The following is a 21,195-nucleotide window of genomic DNA, read 5'->3' as shown; positions in this document are numbered from 1 at the left end:
ACTATGCGTTCGCGTGTTTGGCAAGGAAGCAGTATCGTCGTGTTGTCATGGCTGCTGCTCGCTTGCTCTTCCAGCAAGACTGCTGCTCCGGTACAGGGATTGGGCAATGATCGCCTCGTCTCCACAGTACCGACTCGTCAGGGGTCGGCTCAGCCGGCCATTCAGGGCAACAGCTACACGGTGAAAAAAGGGGATACCCTCTACTCCATCGCCTTTAACTCGGGCAATGATGTGCCGTCTCTGGCCAGCCTCAACGGCATCAGCCCTCCCTATAATATCTATCCAGGGCAACAGATCCGGTTCGATTCATCCGCCGGCAGTCAGACTGTTGCCCGCAGTGCCGGCACCTACCAGGTACGGCGCGGTGATACCCTGAGCAGCATAGGCCGTCAGTTTGGCATGTCGAATCAGACGCTGGCACAGAGCAACAGTCTGCAGGCTCCCTATGCACTCCACGTCGGCCAGGTGCTGAATGTGCAGTCTGCCAGCACGGGAGAGAACCAGATGGTCGCCGCGACCCGTCCGGTCACGCCACAAAGTACCGGCCCCAAACCTCTGGCGACAGCGCCATCAGGTACGACCACCCCATTTATCAAACAGAAAACGATTGCTCAGCCATCTTCAAAAGAATACGCTCAGATCAAAGAACAAAAAACAGACAATAAGCCTCAGTCGAGACTTTCTTGGCACTGGCCGACACAAGGCCGGATCGTCGAGGGTTTCTCCGTTGCAGAACAGGGAAACAAGGGCATAGATATCGCTGGTCAGAAGGGACAACCCGTCTACGCAGCGAGTGGCGGCAAGGTCGTCTATGCGGGTAGCGCACTAAGGGGTTATGGCAAGCTGATCATCCTCAAGCATGATGATGACTACCTCTCTGCCTACGCTCACAACGATGAGTTGCGGGTCAGGGAAGGGGACAGCGTCAAAGGCGGAGCAGTCATTGCCAACATGGGTAGCACGGACGCACCGGATGTGCGATTGCACTTTGAAATCCGGTATCGAGGCAAATCGATAAACCCGATGAGCCATTTGCCAAAGCGTTAACCCCAGAGAGTTAAGTCTTACTCTGGTTCAGGTCAGGGAGACACGCCATGAGCCAAGAACAACTGGTTATGCAGGATGCAGAGTTAGAGTTCGATGAGGAGCTGGAGACCCACGAGGAGGAAGAGGTTCGGGAAGTCGCGGCCGAGGTCGAAGAGACTATTTCCGACGAACTGATGGCACCGGAACTGAACAAGGTGATGGATGCCACCCAGCTCTATCTGGGGGAGATAGGTTTCTCCCCCCTGCTCACCGCCGAAGAAGAAGTCTATTACGCTCGTCGTGCCTTGCGAGGTGATAAAGCCGCTCGCAAGCGCATGATTGAGTCCAATCTGCGACTGGTGGTCAAGATTGCCCGTCGCTACAACAACCGCGGCCTGGTGCTGCTGGATCTCATCGAAGAGGGCAACCTCGGTCTCATCCGTGCGGTCGAAAAGTTTGATCCCGAGCGCGGTTTCCGTTTCTCCACCTATGCCACCTGGTGGATCCGCCAGACCATAGAGCGGGCCATCATGAACCAGACTCGCACCATTCGTCTGCCCATCCATGTGGTCAAGGAGCTGAACGTCTATCTGCGCACCGCTCGTGAGCTCTCTCATCGCCTCGATCATGAACCGACCGCAGAAGACATCGCCTTTGCGCTGGATCGCTCGGTAGACGACGTGAATCGCATGCTCAAGCTCAACGAGAAGATCACCTCTGTGGATACCCCCATCGGCGGCGATCGCGACAAGGCGCTGCTGGATGTGCTCTCTGACGAACGTGGCATGGGGCCCGAGCTGGAGTCGCAGGATGACGACATGCGTGCCAGCATAGTGCACTGGCTGGAGGAGCTTAATCCCAAGCAGCGCGAGGTGCTGGCGCGTCGTTTCGGTCTGCTCGGTTATGAACCGGCCACGCTGGAAGATGTGGGGTCCGAGATCGGCTTGACCCGGGAGCGGGTACGCCAGATCCAGGTGGAAGGACTGCGCCGCCTGCGGGAGATCCTGCTGGGGCAGGGACTCTCCATCGAGGCGCTGTTTCGTACCAATTAGCGAGTACCAATCAGGGCGCATTGGCGCGGCTGACAACAACAAAAAAGGGGCCATGAGCCCCTTTTTCATTGCAACCGGATCCGCAGGATCACACCGGATCCAGGGTGTCCAGCGGCCAGCGCGGCACGGCCTTGACCGCCAGCGGCTCGAATACACCGGCTTTGAGGCGCTGCATGCCCGCATAGGCGATCATGGCGCCATTGTCGGTGCAATATTCGGTGCGTGGATAGAACACCTCGCCTTTGAGGCTCTCCATCAGCTCGGCCAGCTGGGCACGCAGGTGACGGTTGGCGCTGACGCCACCGGCGACCACCAGCCGCGTGAGGCCGGTCTCTTTCAACGCCCGACGGCACTTGATGGCCAGGGTATCGACCACTGCATCTTCAAACGCACGGGCTATGTCGGCGCGGGTCTGCTCATCGTCGCCGTTGGCGGCTATGGTGTTGGCAGCAAAGGTCTTGAGGCCGGAGAAACTCATGTCGAGTCCGGGCCTGTCGGTCATGGGGCGGGGAAAGTGGAAGCGGCCGCTAGCGCCTTTCTCGGCCAGCCGGGAGAGCAGGGGGCCACCCGGGTAGTCCAGCCCCATCAGCTTGGCGGTCTTGTCAAACGCCTCACCGGCGGCATCATCGATCGACTCGCCCAGCAGCTGATAGCTGCCGATACCGTCGACCCGCACCAGCATGGAGTGACCGCCGGAGACCAGCAGCGCCACGAAGGGGAACTCGGGTGCTCTCTCTTCCAGCATGGGAGCCAGCAGGTGGCCTTCCATATGATGCACGGCGATGGCCGGTTTGTTCCATGCCATTGCCAGCGAGCGGCCTATGGTGGCCCCTACCAGAATGGCGCCAACCAGCCCTGGACCCGCGGTATAGGCGATGCCGTCTATGTCATCTTTATCCAGTCCCGCCTCTTGCAATGCGGCCTGGATCAAGGGGATCGTCTTGCGAACATGATCCCGGCTGGCGAGCTCGGGGACGACGCCACCGTAGTCCGCATGCAGCTTGACCTGGCTGTATAACTGATGGGAAAGGATCCCTTTTTGATCGTCGAAGATCGCGATCCCGGTTTCGTCACAGGATGTCTCTATGCCCAATACACGCATTGCTAAAAAATTTCACTGCTAAAATGAGACGGCTATGGTAACCTTCGCGGGTTTTTTAAACCAGAGCGATCTCTGCGGGTTTACTTTCATTCCCTGTCCAGAGTATAATTTCGCACCATTTTAAGACATGCTGATCGACTGATGGTCAGCTAACAATATATCACTGAGGTGAAAGGCACATGCCAGTAATCAAAGTCCGTGAAAATGAGCCGTTTGACGTTGCTCTGCGTCGCTTCAAGCGTTCTTGCGAAAAGGCCGGTATCCTGTCTGAAGTTCGTAGCCGTGAGTTCTACGAGAAGCCGACTACCATTCGTAAGCGCGCCAAAGCGTCTGCTGTAAAGCGTCACGCCAAGAAGCTGTCTCGCGAAAACGCACGTCGTATCCGCCTGTACTAATCGGGAGATAATGCCGTGTCTCTGAAGGATCAACTCAAGGATCAACAAAAACTCGCCATGCTTGCCAGAGATAAGGCTCGCTTGGGGGCGATCCGTTTGTTGATGGCAGAAATCAAGCAACGTGAAGTTGATTCCCGTATCGAGCTCAATGATGAGGATATCCTCGCTGTCGTGACCAAAATGGTCAAACAGCGCCGCGATTCCATCAGCCAATTTGAAGCTGCCGGTCGCCAGGATCTCGCCGACAAAGAGTCCGCAGAGATCGTTGTGCTGCAGGAATTCCTGCCACAACAGCTGACCGCAGACGAAATTGCCGCACTGATTGAGCAAGCCATCGCTGAAAGTGGTGCTGCCGTCATGGCTGATATGGGCAAGGTCATGGCTGTCTTGAAGCCGAAAATTCAGGGGCGTGCCGATGTCGGCACCGTCAGTGCTCAGGTGAAAACCCGCTTGGCGTAACAGGCAACTCTCTTGTTTGGTCGAAGAAGCCGTGCTTCCCTGGGAATGCGCGGCTTTTTTATTTTCTACGCAGTGAAACAGGACGGTTATGGCAGGCAGGATCCCACAATCCTTTATCGATGATCTGCTCGTACGCACAGACATAGTCGAGCTGATCGACTCGCGAGTGCGGCTGAAAAAAGCCGGTAAGAACTACCAGGCTTGCTGCCCTTTTCATAACGAAAAAAGTCCTTCTTTTACCGTCAGCCAGGAGAAACAGTTCTATCACTGCTTCGGTTGTGGCGCCCACGGCAACGCCATCGGCTTTGTCATGGAGTACGACGGCCTCGAATTCCCCGATGCCATCGAAGAGCTCGCCAGCATGCAGGGCATGCAGGTGCCTCGCGAGCAGAGCATTGGTGGCTCGACCAATAGCCAACCGGCCGTCAGCAAGGATCTCTATGAGCTGATGAACCAGATCGCCCGCTTCTACGAGAGCAATCTCAAGAGCGCACCCCAGGCGGTGGAATACTTGAAGGGGCGCGGTCTGACTGGTGAAGTGGTCAAGCGTTTCAATATCGGTTATGCCCCTGCAGACTGGGATCAGGTGAGACGCCGCTTTGGTGCCAGCCGGGATCACGAGCAGCTGCTCATCTCGGGTGGCATGCTGATCACGCGTGACAGTGGCCCCGGCAGCTATGATCGCTTTCGCGATCGCATCATGTTCCCTATCCGGGACAAGCGAGGCCGGGTCATAGGTTTTGGCGGCCGGGTGCTGGGAGAGGGTACGCCCAAGTACCTCAACTCGCCGGAAACCCCCATCTTCCACAAGGGGCGGGAGCTGTTCGGTCTCTATGAGGTGAAGCAGGCACACAAGGATCCTCGCCGGATCCTGGTGGTGGAGGGCTACATGGACGTGGTTGCGCTGGGTCAGTACGACATCGATTATGCAGTGGCTGCACTGGGTACTGCCACCACCACTGACCATATTCACACCCTGTTTCGTACCACAGCCGAAGTGGTCTGCTGCTATGACGGCGACAAGGCCGGCCGTGAGGCGGCCTGGCGGGCGCTGGATAATGCCCTCTCTCATCTGCAGGATGGGCGTGAACTCAAGTTCGTATTCCTGCCCGATGGTGAGGATCCCGATTCGCTGGTCCGCCAGATTGGCAGGGAGGGTTTCGAGGCCCTGCTGGATCAGGCACAGCCTTTCGCCGACTTCATGTTCGAGCGTCTGGGGCGGGATGCGGCACTGTCCGGTGAGGCGGGCAAGTTCGAGGTGGCCAACAAGGCTGCCGAACTGATCCGCCGGGTACCGGAGGGGTTTACCCGTGAGGGGCTGATCACCCGTCTCTCCAGCATGATGCGCTGGGGTGAGAACAAGCAGCGTATTGCCGAACTGTTCGCCCGCAATAGCCAGCCCAAGGCCGAGCTCACCAAACCCAAGGCTGCCAAGCTGACGCCGCTGCGTCGGGCACTGGCCCTGATGGTGCAATATCCGGCGGTGACGGCCGAACTGCCGGCCATGCCTGAGCTGGCGGGGCTGCGGGTACAAGGCATCAAGTTCCTGTTGCAGCTGCATCAGCAGATCCTGGCCCAGCCCGGGATCACTACTGGCATCTTGCTGGAGCATTGGCGCGGCACCAAAGAGGGCGAGATCCTCGCCCAGCTGGCGATGCACGACTTGTTTGAAGAGATCAAGCTCGACCAGGAGCCGGATATTCTGGGAGAGCTGCAGGATACCTTCGTCGGTTTCATCAACCAGTTTCTGAAGCAACGAATTGAAGAACTGCAGGCCAAGGTGGCTCAGGAAGGGCTAAGCTCTGAGGAAACGCAGGAGCTGATGATGCTGATCAGAGAGGTACAGATTGAGAAAAGAAATGAGAGTGGGGCTTGATATTTGAGTGATTAGTCCCAATATGAATACCGTTGCCCGAATCGACGGGATTAAAAGCAAAAATTTTATAACCGCCTGGCCCCGACAATACTGCGGGCAGGGGTTTCTCATGACCGACGCCGCAACCAGACATAGCATGTCTGGCGGTTTTCTATTAGAATTGGCTATTTGCGCAGCAGCGCACTGTACGCGCAACCTAGCAACACCAACCGGATGAGTTCTATGGAGCAAACCCCGCAGTCTCAGCTTAAACTCCTCGTTGCCAAAGGTAAAGAACAGGGCTACCTGACCTATGCCGAGGTGAACGATCACCTCCCGCAAGACATTGTCGACTCTGACCAGATCGAAGACATCATCCAGATGATCAACGATATGGGTATTCAGGTGGTTGAAAACGCCCCGGATGCCGATGACCTGATCATGGCTGAAGGTGGTACCGCCGATGAGGACGCTGCCGAAGCAGCTGCCCAGGCACTGGCATCTGTTGAATCTGAGATTGGTCGTACGACCGATCCCGTCCGCATGTACATGCGGGAAATGGGTACCGTCGAACTGCTGACCCGCGAAGGCGAAATCGACATCGCCAAGCGGATCGAAGACGGTATCAACCAGGTACAAAGCTCCGTTGCCGAGTACCCGGAAGCAATTACCTATCTGCTTGAGCAGTATGATAAATATGAAGCCGAACAGCTTCGTCTGTCCGACATCATCTCGGGTTTCATCGATCCTAACGAGACCGATGACGTCGCGCCGACCGCGACTCACATCGGTTCTGAACTCGGCGAAGACGATCTGGCCGACGAAGACGAAGATGAAGACGAAGATGAAGACGAAGACGGCGAAAGCTCGGACGACGATGGTGACGGTGGTCCGGATCCGGAAGTCGCTCGCGAAAAGTTTGGCGAGCTGCGTGCCCAGTATGAGGTAACGCGCCTCTCCATCCAGAAGAATGGCCGCGCGCACGAAGATACCCAGGCTGCGATTGCCCTGCTGGCCGATGTGTTCCGTCAATTCCGTCTGATGCCCAAGCAGTTCGATCGCCTGGTCAACAACATGCGCGAGATGATGGAGCGGGTCCGCGTACAGGAACGCATCATCATGAAACTCTGCGTTGAGCAGGCCAAGATGCCGAAGAAAACCTTCGTCGCGGCCTTCACCAACAACGAGTGTGAAACTGCCTGGTTTGAATACCAGAAACAGGCTGGCAAAGCCTGGTCTCCGCGTCTGGTCGAGATGGACGAAGAAGTGCTGCGTTCCATCGGCAAGTTGCAGCAGATCGAAGAAGAGACTGGTCTCTCCATTGCCCAGATCAAGGATATCAACCGCCGCATGAGCATAGGTGAGGCCAAGGCCCGCCGCGCCAAGAAAGAGATGGTCGAGGCCAACCTGCGTCTGGTTATTTCCATCGCCAAGAAGTACACCAACCGTGGTCTGCAGTTCCTGGATCTGATCCAGGAGGGCAACATAGGTCTGATGAAGGCGGTAGACAAGTTTGAATACCGTCGTGGCTACAAGTTCTCGACCTATGCGACCTGGTGGATCCGTCAGGCTATTACCCGCTCCATCGCGGATCAGGCCCGTACCATCCGTATCCCGGTACACATGATCGAGACCATCAACAAGCTCAACCGTATCTCCCGTCAGATGCTGCAGGAGATGGGTCGTGAACCGAACCCGGAAGAGCTGGCCATGCGCATGGGCATGCCGGAAGACAAGATCCGCAAGGTATTGAAGATCGCCAAGGAGCCCATCTCCATGGAGACGCCCATCGGCGATGATGAAGACTCCCACTTGGGCGACTTCATCGAAGATACCACGCTCGCTCTGCCGGCTGATGCGGCGACCAGCGAAAGCCTGCGCAACGCGACCCGCGAAGTGCTGGCCGGCCTGACCGCCCGCGAAGCCAAGGTATTGCGGATGCGTTTCGGTATCGACATGAACACTGACCACACCCTCGAGGAAGTGGGCAAGCAGTTCGACGTCACCCGTGAGCGTATTCGTCAGATCGAAGCCAAGGCACTGCGCAAATTGCGCCACCCGAGCCGCTCGGAAGTGCTGCGTAGCTTCCTGGACGAATAGTCCCGGGTATGTGCCCAGAGCCTCGTCTCAAAAGCCCCGCCATGCGGGGCTTTGTTTTATCCGGACTTTACGGGACGTAAGCGGGTTGGCAGGAATATTGGCAGGAAAGTGGACAAAATGTCGCCAAGTGGTTGATCTACCTATAGACTGGCTTCTCTACATCCCCTATAATCCACGCCGCAAAACCAACAATCTGGCCCCTTAGCTCAGTTGGTTAGAGCAGTCGACTCATAATCGATTGGTCGCCCGTTCAAGTCGGGCAGGGGCCACCAAATTCATTAAAAAGGCCGTTCATCATGAGCGGCCTTTTTGTTTCTGGCTATTTACCAACCTAGATCCAGATCGGCGGCATAGAGGGCAATGGTGACTCAACAAGGGACAGACCCGAGGCGCGGGTCTGTCTGACATGTCAGGAGTGCTGATCCTGACGCGCCGGCGCTTGCTGCGGGCGTGCGCCGCGTACCGCAGGCAACATGCGCACCACCAGATTGCTGCGCTGGCGCAAGGAGGTGAATGCGAGGGCCGTCAGGTGCAACGCGATCAGCCCTTGCAGCACCCAGGTACACCAGAGGTGCCAGTCGTCGGCTCCCAGTTCGAAACCCAGCTCTGTGTTCTGGAACCAGCCGCTACCGGCGGTGGCCAGTACGGTCAGCCAGAGCGCCCATACCGCCAGCTTGCCGCTGCCGTGATGGCCTGGGGTCGCCGGGGTGCGTTCACGCAACTCCACGGCCTGCTGGCGAAAATCTGCCCGGCTCGGGATCAGGGCTCGCAGCCGGGCATGGCCCCTGGCGAAAGAGAGCCCCCACACCAGGCGCAGGCTGATCAGTGCCATGGCGGCATACCCCAGCCATTCGTGCCACTCTTCCCCGGCCTCGTTGAGCCAGAGGTTGCCGATACAGGCGGCCGCCACACCCCAGTGGGTGAGGCGGACCAGACTATCCCAGTGAAAGGGCTCAGCCTTTTTGCTTGGCATATTTGTGGTACTCCTTCTTCAGGTCATTGACCTTGGCCAGGTGCTCACGCGCCTTGGCTTCGTCACCCGCCTTGAGGGCTGCCAGGCTGGCATCCAGCTCGGTCTGCACCTCGTTCATCCCTTCCAGAAACTTCTCTTTCTTGGCGGCCGGCATGTTCTTCTGCTTGGCGACGTCGAGCTGAGCCTTCATCTCGTTGATGTGTTTCTCCATGGAGGCTGCGTCGCCGGCCTTGACGGCCTGCTTGTAGTTGAAGCCGATCTTCTTCATCGGTTGTTCCAGCTCGCCGGCCATGGCGGGCAGGGTCATCAGGCCAAACATCAGGGGCAGCAACAGGGGGCGAACAGTTTTCAACATGGGATTTCCTTATTTAACGACATGCTTATCAATTTAGATTGGTTTCTTATGAACCCTTATTTGGCGTTCATGTCAGGCATGATGCCATGAGCCACCGTGAACTGTTTGTGAAAATTGCTGTTTTTTGTCACAAATGGTAACGCCAGAGGGGAAAATGTGAGGGCGGTGGCGAGGGATCCCCCTGGGGCAAGGGTGAGAGCCGTTAACAAATCCAGTCGGTCGCACCATATGAAAAAGGGCCCGCAGGCCCTGATGATAATCTGTGTGTCACAGGTGGAAATTACTGCTGCTGCTCGCGCTCGATGGCACGCCAGCCGATGTCCTTGCGGTAGAAGAGGCCGTCCCACTTGATGCGAGCCGCCAGCTGATAGGCCCGCTGCTGGGCTTCGGCGACGGTATGGCCGAGGGCGGTGGCGCACAGTACGCGGCCACCCTGGGTCAGGCTGGTATCCCCTTCCAGCCGGGTGCCGGCATGGAATACCTTCTCGCCGGCCACTTCATCCACCGGCAGCCCGCTGATGGGGCGATTGCTGCTGTAGTCGCCGGGATAACCGCCCGCTGCTAGCACCACGCCGATGGCGGCGCGGGGGTCATAGATGGCCTCCTTCTGATCCAGCTTGCCGGCGCAGGCGGCCAGGCAGAGTTCCACCAGATCGGATTGCATCCGCAGCATGATGGGCTGGGTTTCCGGGTCGCCGAAACGGCAGTTGAACTCGATCACCTTGGGGTTGCCCTGGCCATCTATCATCAGGCCGGCGTAGAGGAAGCCGGTGTAGACATTGCCTTCGGCCGCCATGCCACGCACGGTCGGCATGATCACCTGCTCCATCACCTTCTGGTGCACGTCAGCCGTCACCACGGGGGCCGGAGAATAAGCCCCCATGCCACCTGTGTTGGGGCCTGTGTCGCCATCGCCGACTCGCTTGTGATCCTGACTGGTGGCCATGGGCAGCACGTGCTCGCCATCCACCATGACGATGAAGCTCGCCTCTTCCCCGTCCAGAAACTCTTCGATCACTACCCGGGCACCCGCTTCCCCGAACGCATTGCCGGAGAGCATGTCGCGCACCGCTTCCTCCGCCTCGGCGAGGGTCATGGCGACGATCACGCCCTTGCCCGCCGCCAGACCATCGGCCTTGATGACGATGGGGGCGCCCTTCTCACGCAGGTAGGCCAGTGCCGGCTCCACCTCGGTGAAGTTCTGGTAGTCGGCGGTCGGAATGGCGTGACGGGCCAGGAAATCCTTGGTGAAGGCCTTGGAGCCTTCCAGCTGGGCGGCGGCGGCGGTCGGGCCGAAGATGGGCTGACCGGCAGCGCGGAAGGCATCGACCACCCCTTTCACCAGCGGCGCTTCCGGCCCGACTATGGTGAGGCCTATCTGTTTTTCCCTGGCGAAGGCCAGCAGCCCCTCGATGTCGGTCGCCTCGATGGCGACGTTCTCGACGCCCGGCTCCAGCTGGGTGCCTGCATTGCCCGGTGCCACGAAGACGTGGTGTACCAGTGGGGAGTGTTTGGCCTTCCAGGCCAGGGCGTGTTCACGACCGCCGTTGCCAATGATCAGTACTTTCATCGTATCGCTCGCTTCTATTCGTGGTAACCGGCTCGGCCCGCAGATGGCGCGTCGCCGGTTGAAAATAGTCAGTGGAAAAGAGACAACAAAAGGGCCGCCAGCGGCGACCCTGACCCATCAGTGACGGAAATGGCGCATGTTGGTGAACACCATTGTCATGCCGTGTTCGTCGGCGGCGTCGATCACCTCCTGATCGCGCATCGAGCCACCCGGCTGGATGACGCAGGCGATGCCGGCGGCCGCGGCGGCATCTATGCCATCGCGGAACGGGAAGAAGGCATCGGAGGCCATGACGGAGCCCGCCACCGTCAGCCCTTCATCCTCGGCCTTGATGCCGGCGATCTTGGCGGAGTAGACCCGGCTCATCTGGCCGGCGCCGACCCCTATGGTCTGGCCCTCTTTGGCGTAGACGATGGCGTTGGATTTGACGAACTTGGCCACTTTCCAGCAGAACAGCAGGTCTTTCAGCTCGGCCTCGGTCGGCTGGCGCTTGCTGACCACCTTCAGGTCGTCCTGGGTCACCATGCCAAGATCCCGCTCCTGCACCAGCAGGCCGCCGTTGACCCGCTTGAGGTCAAAGCCCTGGGCCGGCGCAGTCCACTGGCCGCATTCGAGCAGGCGTACGTTCTGCTTGCTGGCAACGGCGTCACGGGCTGCCTGGCTGACGCTCGGAGCTATGATCACTTCCACGAACTGGCGGGCGACTATGGCGGCGGCGGTGGCCCCATCCAGTTCGCGGTTGAAGGCTATGATGCCGCCAAAGGCGGAGGTGGGATCGGTCTGGTAGGCGCGATCGTAGGCCGTCAGCAGGTCGTCACCTATGGCCACGCCACAGGGGTTGGCATGCTTGACGATGACGCAGGCCGGCTCGTTGAACTCCTTCACACACTCCAGCGCCGCATCGGTATCGGCGATGTTGTTGTAGGAGAGCGCCTTGCCCTGCAGCTGTTGGCTACTTGCGACTGAGCCCGGTGCGGCCTGCTCTTCGGCATAGAAGGCGGCAGCCTGATGGCTGTTTTCGCCGTAGCGCATGTCCTGCTTCTTGATGAACTGGCTGTTGAAGGTGCGCGGGAAGCGGGACTCGGCATCGCCTTCCTTGTTGTCACCATAGCTAGGCACCATGGTGCCGAAGTAGTTGGCGATCATGCCGTCATAGGCGGCTGTGTGCTCGAAGGCGGCGATGGCAAGGTCAAAACGGGTAGCAAGCTGCAGGCTGTTGCCGTTGGCATCCATCTCGGCGATCACGCGCGCGTAGTCGGCTGCCTTGACGACGATGGCCACGTCTTTGTGGTTCTTGGCGGCGGAGCGAACCATGGTCGGGCCGCCGATGTCGATGTTCTCGACCGCATCGGCCAGGGTGCAGCCCGCTTTGGCCACGGTCGCGGCGAAGGGGTAGAGGTTGACGACAACCATGTCGATGGGGGAGATAGCGTGCTGGGCCATGATGGCGTCATCTTGATCGCGACGACCGAGAATGCCGCCGTGGACCTTGGGATGCAGGGTCTTGACCCGGCCATCCATCATCTCGGGGAAACCCGTGTAGTCGGAGACCTCGGTCACCGGCAGACCCGCGTCGGCGAGCAGCTTGGCGGTGCCGCCGGTGGAGAGCAAGGCCACGCCACGTTCGTTGAGTGCCTTGGCAAATTCCAGGATGCCAGTCTTGTCAGACACACTCAGCAGTGCACGGCGAATGGGTCGAGCTTGTTCCATCACACTATCGTCCTCAGCATAACGGGGACCGTTCCATGGGAGACGAGGCTCAACACAGAGAGTCCCCAAATAAATGGAAGTGGGGGATTTCGCAAACCACTCTCGCCAAAAAGACCTGCTGTTGGCAAACGTGTTTTAGGAAATGCCCGCTTGACGCGACGCTCTCTTGTGGGCGCGTATTCTACACAAAAAATGTGAGCCGTGGTGGATTTTTTAAGGTGACAAAGCCTTGCCTGGTGCGGTGTTAAACGTTTTCCGGTGGTTTTTTGTGAAACGTTTGTCTTTTCAGTGTTTTGATGGAAAAAAGTGACCGCGGCACCTTTTGCTTGCCCGTTTTCTGCCCCTGGCTGGCAATCCATTGGCAAAGGGGCGATAGTGGGTTCCGGTTTTTTGAACGGCAAATCCAATGGGGGAGAGGGCATGTATCGGATCGGGGAATTGGCCAAGGCGTGCGGGGTAAAGGCGGATACCCTGCGTTTTTACGAGAAGAACGGCCTCATCTCGCCCGGGATCCGCAACGAGTCCGGTTACCGCCTCTATGGCGAGCAGGACAGGCGGCGACTGGAGTTCATCATACGTGCCAAGTCGGTGGGCTTCTCCCTTGCCGACATAGGTGAGCTGCTGGATCTGGACACCAACAAGGCCAAAGTCACCTGTCAGGAGGTAAAGGCGGTGGCCGACACCAAGCTGGCCCAGGTGGAGCAGAAGATCATGGAGCTGACCCGCTTTCGCGAGAACCTGCGCGAGCTCTCCAACATCTGCTGTGGCGGCCCGCGCTCGGCGGAGCACTGCGCCATCCTCGAGACCCTGGAGTCCGGAGCCCCGTCCCGCCACGAGCATCACGATCATGAGCACTGAATCTATCAGCACCAAGCAGCGCCCCCGGATCTCCGCCTTCCTGGCGCTCTCCCTCGACGGCTTCATCGCCGGGGAAGGGGGCAGTCTCGACTGGCTGGCCCCCTTTTCCGGTGACTCGCCGGAGGAGACCGGCTACAACGCCCTAATGGCGAGCGTGGATGCACTGCTGATGGGGCGCAACACCTTCGATGTCGTGCGCGCCTTCCCGGAGTGGCCCTACGGCGACAAGCCGGTAGTAGTGCTGACCCACAGGCCGGCCGAGCCGGCTGTGAACGTCTCTTTCCGGCAAGGCGCCCTGGCACAGGTACTGAGCGAGCTGTGGCAGGAGGGGGCGGGCCACCTCTATCTGGACGGCGGCAATCTGGTGCGCCAGGGCCTGCAAGCCGGGCTTGTCGACGAGCTGACCCTGTTCTGGGTGCCGGTCACCCTGGGGGCTGGCGTGCCGCTGTTTGCGGGCGTCCTGCCCGGCGGCCTCAACCCCGTCTCCAGCACTCTGCTGCCGAGCGGTCTGGTGCGGGTCGTCTACCGGCCGGGATCCTTGCCGCCCACCGCGTGAATCCTTGCGCCACCCCCGCTTGCACTGGGCTTCGGGGAGGCGCACAATCGGCGCGTTTTTCGCCACCTGGGGATCCACTTCGGCCAGGCGTTGAACAATCGCTTATTAGAGTCAGCCATCGCAAAGGAGCCGATATGGCCAAGCAGAAGGTGGCCATCGCCACCACAGAGCCCGCTCACGATCATCAGCGCGGGGTCATCCAGGACAATCACCTCAAGGCATTGGTGACCTCCCCCCTGTTCCAGGCAAGGGTTGAGCCCAGCAAGAAGGGCAAGGGCAGTTATCAGCGCAAGGCCAAGCACGGCAAGCGGTGGGAGCCCGGCCAACAGCAGATGATGAGCGTCTGCTGCTGAGCGGGTTTCTGCCGTAGAACCAAAACAACAGGGGCGCCATTGGCGCCCCTGTTGTCGATATGATAACGCAGTGACTGTTGTCCCCCTGTTCAGGAACTAGAAGGCAATAACATAGTAACCATCCATCTTCTGCTTAATACCGCACCAATCTAGGCTGGACTGCTTGCCGTTGATAAGCATCTCATTCTTGCCATCATCGCGCAGGTAGAATTGGTGAGTTTCACCACGGTGGTCCACCGCTTGAAAGTAGTAATCGTTTTGCCAACCGAGCTGCTCATTACGCCACAGTAGGAACTCGCCTTGCTCATACGTGACCGTTACCGATTTAGCTTTGACGATGGCGGGGCAGAGCTGGGCCAGCTGGCCAAACCCCTGTTTGACGGCTACGGTGCGGTCGACTCCGTCATGATTGCCGCGAATGCTGATATTAACCTGCTGCTTGGTAGGCATGGCCAGATAGGCTACACCGCAACCAACCAGCGTAATCACCCCCAATACTGCCCAATCAAAACCGCTTGTCTTTGCCATCTTAACTCTTCTTTATTTCTGTAACCGGTTCACCTGCTTGCTGTGCTCAAGGTCATCCAGCGATCATTCATCCATAAAGAGCTCGAGCAGCACATTCAGATAGCGATGGCCGAGGGACGTCAGCTGCCAGCTGTCGCCGAGATCCTCGATCAACTCCTTGGTCTGGGCAATCGCGAGCATAGTCTCCACCCGCTCCAGGCCCAGGCCGGTGTAAGCCTCGAACTCCGCCTTGGGGGCCGGCTCGAACAACCTGAACCGGTTCATGAAGTACTCCAGCGGCAGTTCGTCCTCGCTCACCTGCCACTGCTTGTCCAGATAAGGACGGTCGGGATCCAGATAGCCTTTCGGGTGCTTCACCTTGGCGCTGCGCAGTATCTGGCCGGAGGCCAGATCCGTCATCTTGCCGTGGGCGCCGCAGCCGATCCCGAGATAATCGCCGAAGCGCCAGTAGTTGAGGTTGTGGCGGCACTGATAGCCCGCCTTGGCATAGGCCGAGATCTCGTACTGCTGATAGCCCTGGGCGGTGAGCATGGCGTGGCCCTGCTCGTAGATGTCCCACAGGGTGTCATCTTCCGGCAGGGTGGGCGGCTTGGAGGCAAACGCCGTGTTCGGCTCTATGGTGAGCTGATACCAGGAGAGGTGCGGCGGTGCGCAGTCGATGGCCTGCTGCAGGTCATAGAGAGCGTCGTCCAGGCTCTGATCCGGCAGGCCGTGCATCAGATCCAGGTTGAAGGTGGGCAGTGCGATGGCGTGGGCCAGTTCGGCGGCCTTGCGCGCCTCTTCGGGGCCGTGGATGCGGCCGAGCCGGGTCAACTTCTCCTGCTGGAAGCTCTGCACCCCGATGGAGATGCGGTTGATGCCTGCCCGCTGGAAGCCGGCGAACTTGTCCGCCTCAACCGTGCCCGGGTTGGCCTCCATGGTGATCTCGCAATCCGGGGTCAGCGCGATGCGGGCCCGTACGCCATCCAGCAGGGTTTGCATCGCCTCTACCGTCAACAGGCTGGGGGTGCCACCACCGATAAAGATGGAGGAGAGCGGACGCCCCTGGGCCCACTTCAGATCCTGATCCAGATCCTCCAGCAGGGCGGCCACGTACTCGAGGTGAGGCAGCTCCCCTTTCTGGGCGTGGGAGTTGAAGTCGCAGTAGGGGCACTTCTGGACGCACCAGGGCACATGGATATAGAGGGAGAGGGGCGGCAGTTGCAGCATGGGGCTTCCAATAATCAAAAATAAAAACGGGGGCTGACGGCCCCCATTGTAGATGACAATGCTTGATTGGCGAGGGGCTACGAACTCAGTGAGTCGCAGCCAGCGCGGCTTTCAGCTTGGCCAGCGCCTGGCCGCGATGGCTGAGCTGGTTTTTCAGCTCGCTCGGCATCTGGGCCGAGGTGCAGTCATGGTCGGGCACGAAGAACACGGGATCATAGCCAAAGCCGTGCTGACCGCGCGGTTCGTCGATGATCATCCCCTCCCAGCTCGCCTGGCAGATGATGGGGGTGGGATCGTCGGCGTGGCGCATGTAGACCAGCACGCACCAGAAGCGGGCGCTCTTGAGGTAATCGGGGGCGCCTTTGAGCTCGGCCAGCAGCTTCTCGATGTTATCCTTGTCGCTGGCATGCTCGCCGGCGAAGCGGGCTGAGTAGACGCCGGGGCGACCGTGCAGCAGATCCACTTCCAGACCCGAATCGTCGGCGACGGCGGGCAGACCCGTGATGCGGGCGGCGTGGCGGGCCTTGATGATGGCATTCTCGACGAAGGTGGTGCCTGTCTCTTCGGCATCAGGCACAGCAAACTCGCTCTGTGGGATCACCTGGATCTTCATATCGGCCAGCATGGCGGCCAATTCCTTCACCTTTTTCTGGTTACCTGTTGCCAGGACAAGCTTGTTCATCGAGCACCTCCGCAAAAATAATCTGCGCATTCTATGCGGGGCACGCCTTGAGTAAAAGCGCCAATTGCCCTCAATACCACCCTGGCTTGCCACTCCTGTGGCCCCGGTGGAGATGCGAACAAGATGCATGTTTCCATATAGGAATAACCAAAGTGATTAAATACCATTTCAATTCATTACTGTGAGTCAGTAGACTCGCGCCCCAATCGATTTTCCCTTACGGCTTGAGGTGACTGATGCCATTGATTCTTCTGCTTGTCCTGCTGGTGCTGTTCAGTCCGTTGGCCATCGACATCTACCTGCCCGCCATCCCGCAGATGGCCGAGCAGCTCGGTGCCGAAGTGACCCTGATGCAGGGCACCATCACCTGGTTCCTGTTCAGCATGGGACTGGGTCAGCTGCTGGTAGGGCCGCTCGCCGACCGTTATGGCCGCAAGCCCATCGCTCTGGGTGGCGTGCTGCTTTACGGCCTGAGCGCACTGGCGGCCGGTTTTGCCGCCAGCCTGGGTGAGCTGATGCTGGCGCGGGTGCTGCAAGGCTTCGGTGCCTGTGCCACCTCGGTCGCCGCCTTCTCTGTGGTGCGTGACAGCTATGGCCCCAAGAAGAGCGGCCAGATGATCTCCTACCTGAACGGCGCCATCTGCTTCATTCCTGCGCTGGCGCCGCTGCTCGGCGGCTGGCTCACCGCCAAGGCGGGCTGGTCTGCCAACTTCTGGTTCATGGCCGGTTATGCGGTCGTCGTCGGCAGCTGGCTGCTGTGGCGCATGCCGGAGACCCGCCCGGACGAGACCAGCAGCAGCGGTCCGCTCATCAGCTGGTCCCGCTACAGCCCTGTGCTGCGCTCCCCGAGTTTTCTGTTCAACGCATCTCTTTGCATGTTGGCGATGGCGGTGATCCTGGCCTATGTCACGGCGGCGCCGGTGCAGCTGATGGTGAAGCTGGGGCTGGACATGAGCGGCTTCAGCTACTGGTTCACCGCCAATGCGGCGCTGAACATACTGGCCTGCTTCCTGGCGCCCCGCTTCATCGCCAGAGTGGGGCCGAGACGCACGCTGCGCATCGGCCTGCTGGTGATCACCTTGTCGGCCATAGCGCTGACCCTGGTGCAGCACGTCGAGCATCCGCTGGCCATGATGGGGCCCGTGTTCTTCTCCAGCATCGGTTTTGCCATGGTGCTGGGGGCGGCAGCCGGCATGGCACTGGCCCCCTTCGGCCACTGCGCCGGGACGGCGGCGGCCCTGCTCGGTCTGTTCCAGATGAGCGGCTCTGGCGCCCTGGTGGGGATCACAGGTTGGTTGATGCCGGATCCGCTCAATCAGCTGGCGCTGCACATGTGGCTGCTGTTGCCGCCGCTGTTGCTGCTGTTGACCCGGCAGGGCCGGCGCTTGTGTTTGCAATAAATCCTGTGCTCTGATGGGCACACTCAGGGGGCCATGAGCCCCCTTCTCTTTTGCAGGCGATACCTCGCCTGACCCTAATGACAGACCCGTGGAGAAAACCGGATGAGCCAGACTCTCAACGCCGCCCTGGTGGGCTATGGCTTCGCAGGCCAGACCTTTCACGCCCCCTTCCTGACCAGCACTCCGGGGCTCTCCCTCGGTTGGGTGGTGAGCCGGGACGCCGCCAAGGTGCAGGCCGAACTGCCCGGTTGCCGGGTCGGCTCTCTGGAGCAGGTGCTGGCCGATCCGAACGTCGATCTGGTGGTGATCGCCACGCCGAACGATACCCATGCCCCCATAGCCCGTCAGGCGCTGCTGGCCGGCAAACACGTGGTGATCGACAAGCCGTTCGCGCTGGATCTGGCCGAGGCGAAGGCCCTGGTGGAGCTGGCAGGGAAGCAGCAGCGGCTGCTCAGCATCTTTCACAACCGGCGCTGGGACGGAGACTTTCTCACCGTGCGCCGCCTGCTGGCTGAAGGTGCCCTGGGGCAGATCGCCCAATTTGAATCCCACTTCGATCGCTATCGTCCACAAGTGCGCCAGCGCTGGCGCGAGGCGGGCGGTCCGGGCTCGGGTCTGTGGTTCGATCTCGGTCCCCACATCCTGGATCAGGCGTTGCAACTGTTCGGCCAACCGGACTGGCTGCAGGCGGATTTGGCGCAGCAGCGCCCAGGCGCCCTGGCGGATGACTACTTCCACCTGGTGCTGGGCTATGGCGAGTTGAGAGTGATATTGCACGGCAGCTGTCTGGTGTCGGCCACCATGCCCCGTTTCGTCATCCACGGCAGTGAAGGCTCGTTTATCAAGTTCGGCATGGATGTGCAGGAAGATCAGCTCAAGCTCGGCAAGCGGCCACCGGCGGCGGACTGGGGCCTCGACAGCGAACCCGGCCAGCTCAGCCGCATTCGGGATGGTCAGCTCCAGCAGCAGACTGTGGTCGGTGAGGCCGGGGATTACGGCGCCTACTATCGCGGCGTCTGCGCCGCCATCAAGGGGGAGGGAGAGAATCCGGTGCCGGCCAGCGAGGCACTGGCGGTGATGGCGCTGTTGGATCTGGCCCGTGACAGCCACCAGCAAGGGAAACGGCTGGCTTGTCAGAACTTGTCTGACTGAGATGCATATCTCGCCTCTCACCCGAATGGGGAGAATCGCCGTTTATCGCCAGTAATCACGCCAGTTGCGGTGTTTTATTGTACAGGTTGACTGAATGGCGAGTGTTTTGTATTAATGTTTGTCGTTGTAGCAGTTCTTTTCATCCAGCCAACGAGAAAATATCATTGTGATACTCGTTTTCATTGGGCGCGTATGGGGATATATTTCGCGCGCCTCTTGGCTCCCGGCCTATGGGTTTCTAACCGGGTGAAAGGACGCACTGTGATGGTTGAACGAACCATCTCTCCATATTTTTTTGAGGGTATGCACATGAACAAAGTACTGGTAGCCGGTATCCTGGGTCTGATGTTGACCGCTTGTGGTCAGAAAGAAGAAGCCGCCGCTCCGGCTGCTACTCCGGCCGCCGACGTTGCTGCAACTGTTGAGAAAGCCGCTAGCGAAGCCACCTCTACCGTAGAGAAGGCTGCTTCCGAAGCGACTGCAACCGTCGAGAAAGCTGCCTCCAAGGTTGAAGCTGCAGTGAGCGATGCCAAGGCCAACTAAGCCTGCACCTCTGCTGAAGACGGGTCCGGAGCCAAGCTCCGGACCCGTTTTTTTATGTCTGACGGGCAAGGTCCCCGCGGTTGGCCAGCCCCTTCTTGCCTAGACCGCCGGGTTGAGCCGGGCGGTGAGAACATGATCCTCCCAGCGGCCGTTGATCATCAGATAGTCCCGGGCCAGGCCCTCCCGCTCGAAGCCGAGACGCTCGAGCAGGGCACCGCTGCGCCGATTGGTGGGCATATAGCTTGCCATGACGCGGTGCAGGCCGTGCTCCCGAAACAGGTACTCGATGCCGGCCTCGACCACCTCCTGCATCAGGCCCTGGCCTTCATGGGCCTGATCGATGGCATAGCCAAGATGGCAGGCCTTGAACATGCCCATCAGTATGTGGGTGAAGTTGCAGGTGGCGATCACCTGCTCGCCCTGGGGATCGAGCGCCACCAGATGAACGGCGCTGCCGTTGAAGAACTGGCCATAGCTGTCGCGCAGGCGGCCATGCCAATGGCTCAGGGTATAGAAGCTCTCGTCCCGGCTGGGTTCCCAGGGGGTGAGGTGAGCGCGATTGCGCAGATAGAAATCCAGCATCAGGTCGGCCCGCTCGGGCGGCAATACGGTGAGTCGGGTACGGGCCGTGCTGAGGTGCGGTAGTGCCATCAAGGTTCCCTCTGTGGATTCATAAGCATGGTGCCGGCCAGGGCGGCCGCGGCCATCAGTGATCTCGTTGCCTTAACCACTCATCGCGCAGCAGGCCGTAATGGACGTGATCCACCACCCTGTCCGCCAGCCGTTCGGCCCGCCGGCTGATCCCCTCCTGCTGCATGCCGAGTCGCTCGCACACAGCCCGGCTGGGCTCGTTCTCCACCGCCGCGCTGATCTCGACCTTCTCCATCCCCATCTCCTCGAAGGCGTGGTGGATCAGGGCCTGACAGGCGCGGGTGATGATGCCGTTGCCCTGCCAGCGCTCCGCCAGCCAGTAGCCTATGGTGACCTTGGCCAGCGCCGGATCGATCTGGTTGTAGCCGATGACGCCGACCACCTCGCCCTGATACTCGATGGCGGTGGTCAGCCCCTCGCCACGGGCAAATTTCTCGATGGCATGACGGATGAAGGTGGCGCTGTCGGCCGGTTGCTGTATGTAGGGGGGCCAGGGTAGCCATTGGGTCAGGTAGTCGCGGTTCTCCCGGCACAGGCCGAAGAGTTCGCTGGCCATGTCGGGCTGCAGGAACAGCAGCGCCAACTCATCGTCCAGTTGCCATGAAAACATCCTTACCTCCCTGCCGCGTCTTGGCCCGGTGCGGGCCGCCAAACAGCCAATGTAGC

General features: G+C 59.8%; 22 protein-coding genes and 1 tRNA gene. 13 read left to right on the top strand and 10 right to left on the bottom strand.

Going from position 1 to position 21,195, the window contains the following annotated elements; all coding sequences use genetic code 11:
* Positions 1-3 precede the first annotated feature (3 nt).
* Both CK910_RS00835 and rpoS read left to right on the top strand, forming a co-directional pair.
* A complete protein-coding gene (locus CK910_RS00835; protein ID WP_098980692.1) occupies positions 4-1,047 on the top strand; it encodes a peptidoglycan DD-metalloendopeptidase family protein in 1,044 nt (347 codons plus the stop codon).
* Between the two features lie 47 nt (positions 1,048-1,094).
* Complete coding sequence (gene rpoS, locus CK910_RS00830) at positions 1,095-2,078, top strand: RNA polymerase sigma factor RpoS (protein WP_042872653.1); 984 nt, start codon at positions 1,095-1,097, stop codon at positions 2,076-2,078.
* Positions 2,079-2,166: 88 nt separating this feature from the next.
* Here rpoS and tsaD read toward each other — a convergent pair whose 3' ends face one another.
* Positions 2,167-3,180, bottom strand: coding sequence for a tRNA (adenosine(37)-N6)-threonylcarbamoyltransferase complex transferase subunit TsaD (tsaD, locus tag CK910_RS00825; RefSeq protein ID WP_043142105.1), 1,014 nt, complete (start codon positions 3,178-3,180; stop codon positions 2,167-2,169).
* Between the two features lie 179 nt (positions 3,181-3,359).
* Between tsaD and rpsU the strand changes: the two genes are divergently transcribed.
* The 5 genes from rpsU to CK910_RS00800 all read left to right on the top strand — a co-directional run bounded on the left by rpsU (position 3,360) and on the right by CK910_RS00800 (position 8,261).
* Positions 3,360-3,575: a 30S ribosomal protein S21 gene (gene rpsU, locus CK910_RS00820; protein WP_005309452.1), complete on the top strand. Its 216-nt coding sequence runs from the start codon at positions 3,360-3,362 to the stop codon at positions 3,573-3,575.
* A 15-nt stretch (positions 3,576-3,590) separates the two neighbouring features.
* Positions 3,591-4,034 (top strand): GatB/YqeY domain-containing protein, encoded by a 444-nt coding sequence (locus tag CK910_RS00815; protein ID WP_098980691.1) that lies wholly within the window; start codon positions 3,591-3,593, stop codon positions 4,032-4,034.
* Between the two features lie 88 nt (positions 4,035-4,122).
* Positions 4,123-5,910 carry a DNA primase gene (gene dnaG, locus CK910_RS00810; RefSeq protein WP_043142101.1) on the top strand — a complete coding sequence of 596 codons (1,788 nt, stop codon included), beginning with the start codon at positions 4,123-4,125 and terminating at the stop codon, positions 5,908-5,910.
* A 183-nt stretch (positions 5,911-6,093) separates the two neighbouring features.
* Positions 6,094-7,989 (top strand): RNA polymerase sigma factor RpoD, encoded by a 1,896-nt coding sequence (gene rpoD, locus CK910_RS00805; protein ID WP_290019324.1) that lies wholly within the window; start codon positions 6,094-6,096, stop codon positions 7,987-7,989.
* A 195-nt stretch (positions 7,990-8,184) separates the two neighbouring features.
* A tRNA-Ile gene (locus tag CK910_RS00800) sits at positions 8,185-8,261 on the top strand.
* Positions 8,262-8,398: 137 nt separating this feature from the next.
* Here CK910_RS00800 and CK910_RS00795 read toward each other — a convergent pair.
* From CK910_RS00795 to purH, 4 genes are all read right to left on the bottom strand, one after another.
* Positions 8,399-8,962 (bottom strand): cytochrome b/b6 domain-containing protein, encoded by a 564-nt coding sequence (locus tag CK910_RS00795; protein WP_098980690.1) that lies wholly within the window; start codon positions 8,960-8,962, stop codon positions 8,399-8,401.
* Positions 8,943-9,317 (bottom strand): cytochrome b562, encoded by a 375-nt coding sequence (locus tag CK910_RS00790; RefSeq protein ID WP_043142093.1) that lies wholly within the window; start codon positions 9,315-9,317, stop codon positions 8,943-8,945. The genes CK910_RS00795 and CK910_RS00790 overlap by 20 nt, the downstream gene beginning before the upstream one ends.
* 280 nt (positions 9,318-9,597) lie before the next feature.
* Positions 9,598-10,887, bottom strand: coding sequence for a phosphoribosylamine--glycine ligase (gene purD, locus CK910_RS00785; protein ID WP_098980689.1), 1,290 nt, complete (start codon positions 10,885-10,887; stop codon positions 9,598-9,600).
* Positions 10,888-11,004: 117 nt separating this feature from the next.
* Entirely contained in the window at positions 11,005-12,597 is a 1,593-nt protein-coding gene (gene purH / locus CK910_RS00780) for a bifunctional phosphoribosylaminoimidazolecarboxamide formyltransferase/IMP cyclohydrolase (protein ID WP_098980688.1), read from the bottom strand.
* A gap of 420 nt (positions 12,598-13,017) precedes the next feature.
* Here purH and zntR point away from each other — a divergent pair, with 420 nt between their 5' ends.
* The 3 genes from zntR to CK910_RS00765 all read left to right on the top strand — a co-directional run bounded on the left by zntR (position 13,018) and on the right by CK910_RS00765 (position 14,364).
* Entirely contained in the window at positions 13,018-13,455 is a 438-nt protein-coding gene (gene zntR / locus CK910_RS00775) for a Zn(2+)-responsive transcriptional regulator (protein ID WP_043142084.1), read from the top strand.
* A 4-nt stretch (positions 13,456-13,459) separates the two neighbouring features.
* Positions 13,460-14,011, top strand: coding sequence for a dihydrofolate reductase family protein (locus CK910_RS00770; protein ID WP_441296865.1), 552 nt, complete (start codon positions 13,460-13,462; stop codon positions 14,009-14,011).
* A 134-nt stretch (positions 14,012-14,145) separates the two neighbouring features.
* Entirely contained in the window at positions 14,146-14,364 is a 219-nt protein-coding gene (locus tag CK910_RS00765) for an alternative ribosome-rescue factor A (RefSeq protein ID WP_043554937.1), read from the top strand.
* A gap of 96 nt (positions 14,365-14,460) precedes the next feature.
* Here the strand turns inward: CK910_RS00765 and CK910_RS00760 are convergent, their stop codons facing one another.
* The 3 genes from CK910_RS00760 to CK910_RS00750 form a co-directional block, all read right to left on the bottom strand.
* Positions 14,461-14,892 (bottom strand): hypothetical protein, encoded by a 432-nt coding sequence (locus tag CK910_RS00760; RefSeq protein WP_098980686.1) that lies wholly within the window; start codon positions 14,890-14,892, stop codon positions 14,461-14,463.
* A gap of 63 nt (positions 14,893-14,955) precedes the next feature.
* On the bottom strand, positions 14,956-16,101 hold the full coding sequence (gene hemW / locus CK910_RS00755) for a radical SAM family heme chaperone HemW (RefSeq protein ID WP_098980685.1): 1,146 nt from the start codon (positions 16,099-16,101) through the stop codon (positions 14,956-14,958).
* Between the two features lie 85 nt (positions 16,102-16,186).
* On the bottom strand, positions 16,187-16,783 hold the full coding sequence (locus CK910_RS00750) for an XTP/dITP diphosphatase (RefSeq protein ID WP_098980684.1): 597 nt from the start codon (positions 16,781-16,783) through the stop codon (positions 16,187-16,189).
* Positions 16,784-17,019: 236 nt separating this feature from the next.
* Between CK910_RS00750 and CK910_RS00745 the strand changes: the two genes are divergently transcribed.
* From CK910_RS00745 to CK910_RS00735, 3 genes are all read left to right on the top strand, one after another.
* Positions 17,020-18,183, top strand: a complete 1,164-nt coding sequence (locus CK910_RS00745) for a multidrug effflux MFS transporter (RefSeq protein WP_043142070.1) — start codon at positions 17,020-17,022, stop codon at positions 18,181-18,183.
* Positions 18,184-18,285: 102 nt separating this feature from the next.
* Positions 18,286-19,335 carry an oxidoreductase gene (locus CK910_RS00740; RefSeq protein ID WP_098980683.1) on the top strand — a complete coding sequence of 350 codons (1,050 nt, stop codon included), beginning with the start codon at positions 18,286-18,288 and terminating at the stop codon, positions 19,333-19,335.
* Between the two features lie 309 nt (positions 19,336-19,644).
* Positions 19,645-19,878, top strand: coding sequence for a hypothetical protein (locus CK910_RS00735; RefSeq protein WP_043142271.1), 234 nt, complete (start codon positions 19,645-19,647; stop codon positions 19,876-19,878).
* A gap of 99 nt (positions 19,879-19,977) precedes the next feature.
* Here CK910_RS00735 and CK910_RS00730 read toward each other — a convergent pair whose 3' ends face one another.
* Both CK910_RS00730 and CK910_RS00725 read right to left on the bottom strand, forming a co-directional pair.
* On the bottom strand, positions 19,978-20,529 hold the full coding sequence (locus CK910_RS00730; RefSeq protein ID WP_098980682.1) for a GNAT family N-acetyltransferase: 552 nt from the start codon (positions 20,527-20,529) through the stop codon (positions 19,978-19,980).
* Between the two features lie 55 nt (positions 20,530-20,584).
* The gene (locus CK910_RS00725) at positions 20,585-21,139 is read right to left on the bottom strand and encodes a GNAT family N-acetyltransferase (protein ID WP_098980681.1); all 555 of its coding nucleotides are present in this window, start codon (positions 21,137-21,139) and stop codon (positions 20,585-20,587) included.
* Positions 21,140-21,195: the final 56 nt, after the last annotated feature.

Origin of the sequence: Aeromonas sp. CA23 (assembly GCF_002587065.1) — a bacterium.
In the GTDB taxonomy this organism is placed as follows: Bacteria; Pseudomonadota; Gammaproteobacteria; order Enterobacterales; family Aeromonadaceae; genus Aeromonas; species Aeromonas bestiarum.
The sequence above is the reverse complement of the archived record's forward strand: the minus strand, read 5'-3'. Positions and strand labels throughout refer to the sequence as shown.

What these genes read in the sequence shown, in the direction of transcription:
- CK910_RS00835 (WP_098980692.1), top strand. Translation starts at nt 4, where the DNA reads ATGCGTTCGCGTGTTTGGCAAGGAAGCAGTATCGTCGTGTTGTCATGG.
- rpoS (WP_042872653.1), top strand. Translation starts at nt 1,095, where the DNA reads ATGAGCCAAGAACAACTGGTTATGCAGGATGCAGAGTTAGAGTTCGAT.
- tsaD (WP_043142105.1), bottom strand. Translation starts at nt 3,180, where the DNA reads ATGCGTGTATTGGGCATAGAGACATCCTGTGACGAAACCGGGATCGCG.
- rpsU (WP_005309452.1), top strand. Translation starts at nt 3,360, where the DNA reads ATGCCAGTAATCAAAGTCCGTGAAAATGAGCCGTTTGACGTTGCTCTG.
- dnaG (WP_043142101.1), top strand. Translation starts at nt 4,123, where the DNA reads ATGGCAGGCAGGATCCCACAATCCTTTATCGATGATCTGCTCGTACGC.
- CK910_RS00795 (WP_098980690.1), bottom strand. Translation starts at nt 8,962, where the DNA reads ATGCCAAGCAAAAAGGCTGAGCCCTTTCACTGGGATAGTCTGGTCCGC.
- CK910_RS00790 (WP_043142093.1), bottom strand. Translation starts at nt 9,317, where the DNA reads ATGTTGAAAACTGTTCGCCCCCTGTTGCTGCCCCTGATGTTTGGCCTG.
- purD (WP_098980689.1), bottom strand. Translation starts at nt 10,887, where the DNA reads ATGAAAGTACTGATCATTGGCAACGGCGGTCGTGAACACGCCCTGGCC.
- purH (WP_098980688.1), bottom strand. Translation starts at nt 12,597, where the DNA reads ATGGAACAAGCTCGACCCATTCGCCGTGCACTGCTGAGTGTGTCTGAC.
- zntR (WP_043142084.1), top strand. Translation starts at nt 13,018, where the DNA reads ATGTATCGGATCGGGGAATTGGCCAAGGCGTGCGGGGTAAAGGCGGAT.
- CK910_RS00765 (WP_043554937.1), top strand. Translation starts at nt 14,146, where the DNA reads ATGGCCAAGCAGAAGGTGGCCATCGCCACCACAGAGCCCGCTCACGAT.
- CK910_RS00760 (WP_098980686.1), bottom strand. Translation starts at nt 14,892, where the DNA reads ATGGCAAAGACAAGCGGTTTTGATTGGGCAGTATTGGGGGTGATTACG.
- hemW (WP_098980685.1), bottom strand. Translation starts at nt 16,101, where the DNA reads ATGCTGCAACTGCCGCCCCTCTCCCTCTATATCCATGTGCCCTGGTGC.
- CK910_RS00750 (WP_098980684.1), bottom strand. Translation starts at nt 16,783, where the DNA reads ATGAACAAGCTTGTCCTGGCAACAGGTAACCAGAAAAAGGTGAAGGAA.
- CK910_RS00745 (WP_043142070.1), top strand. Translation starts at nt 17,020, where the DNA reads ATGCCATTGATTCTTCTGCTTGTCCTGCTGGTGCTGTTCAGTCCGTTG.
- CK910_RS00740 (WP_098980683.1), top strand. Translation starts at nt 18,286, where the DNA reads ATGAGCCAGACTCTCAACGCCGCCCTGGTGGGCTATGGCTTCGCAGGC.
- CK910_RS00735 (WP_043142271.1), top strand. Translation starts at nt 19,645, where the DNA reads ATGAACAAAGTACTGGTAGCCGGTATCCTGGGTCTGATGTTGACCGCT.
- CK910_RS00730 (WP_098980682.1), bottom strand. Translation starts at nt 20,529, where the DNA reads ATGGCACTACCGCACCTCAGCACGGCCCGTACCCGACTCACCGTATTG.
- CK910_RS00725 (WP_098980681.1), bottom strand. Translation starts at nt 21,139, where the DNA reads ATGTTTTCATGGCAACTGGACGATGAGTTGGCGCTGCTGTTCCTGCAG.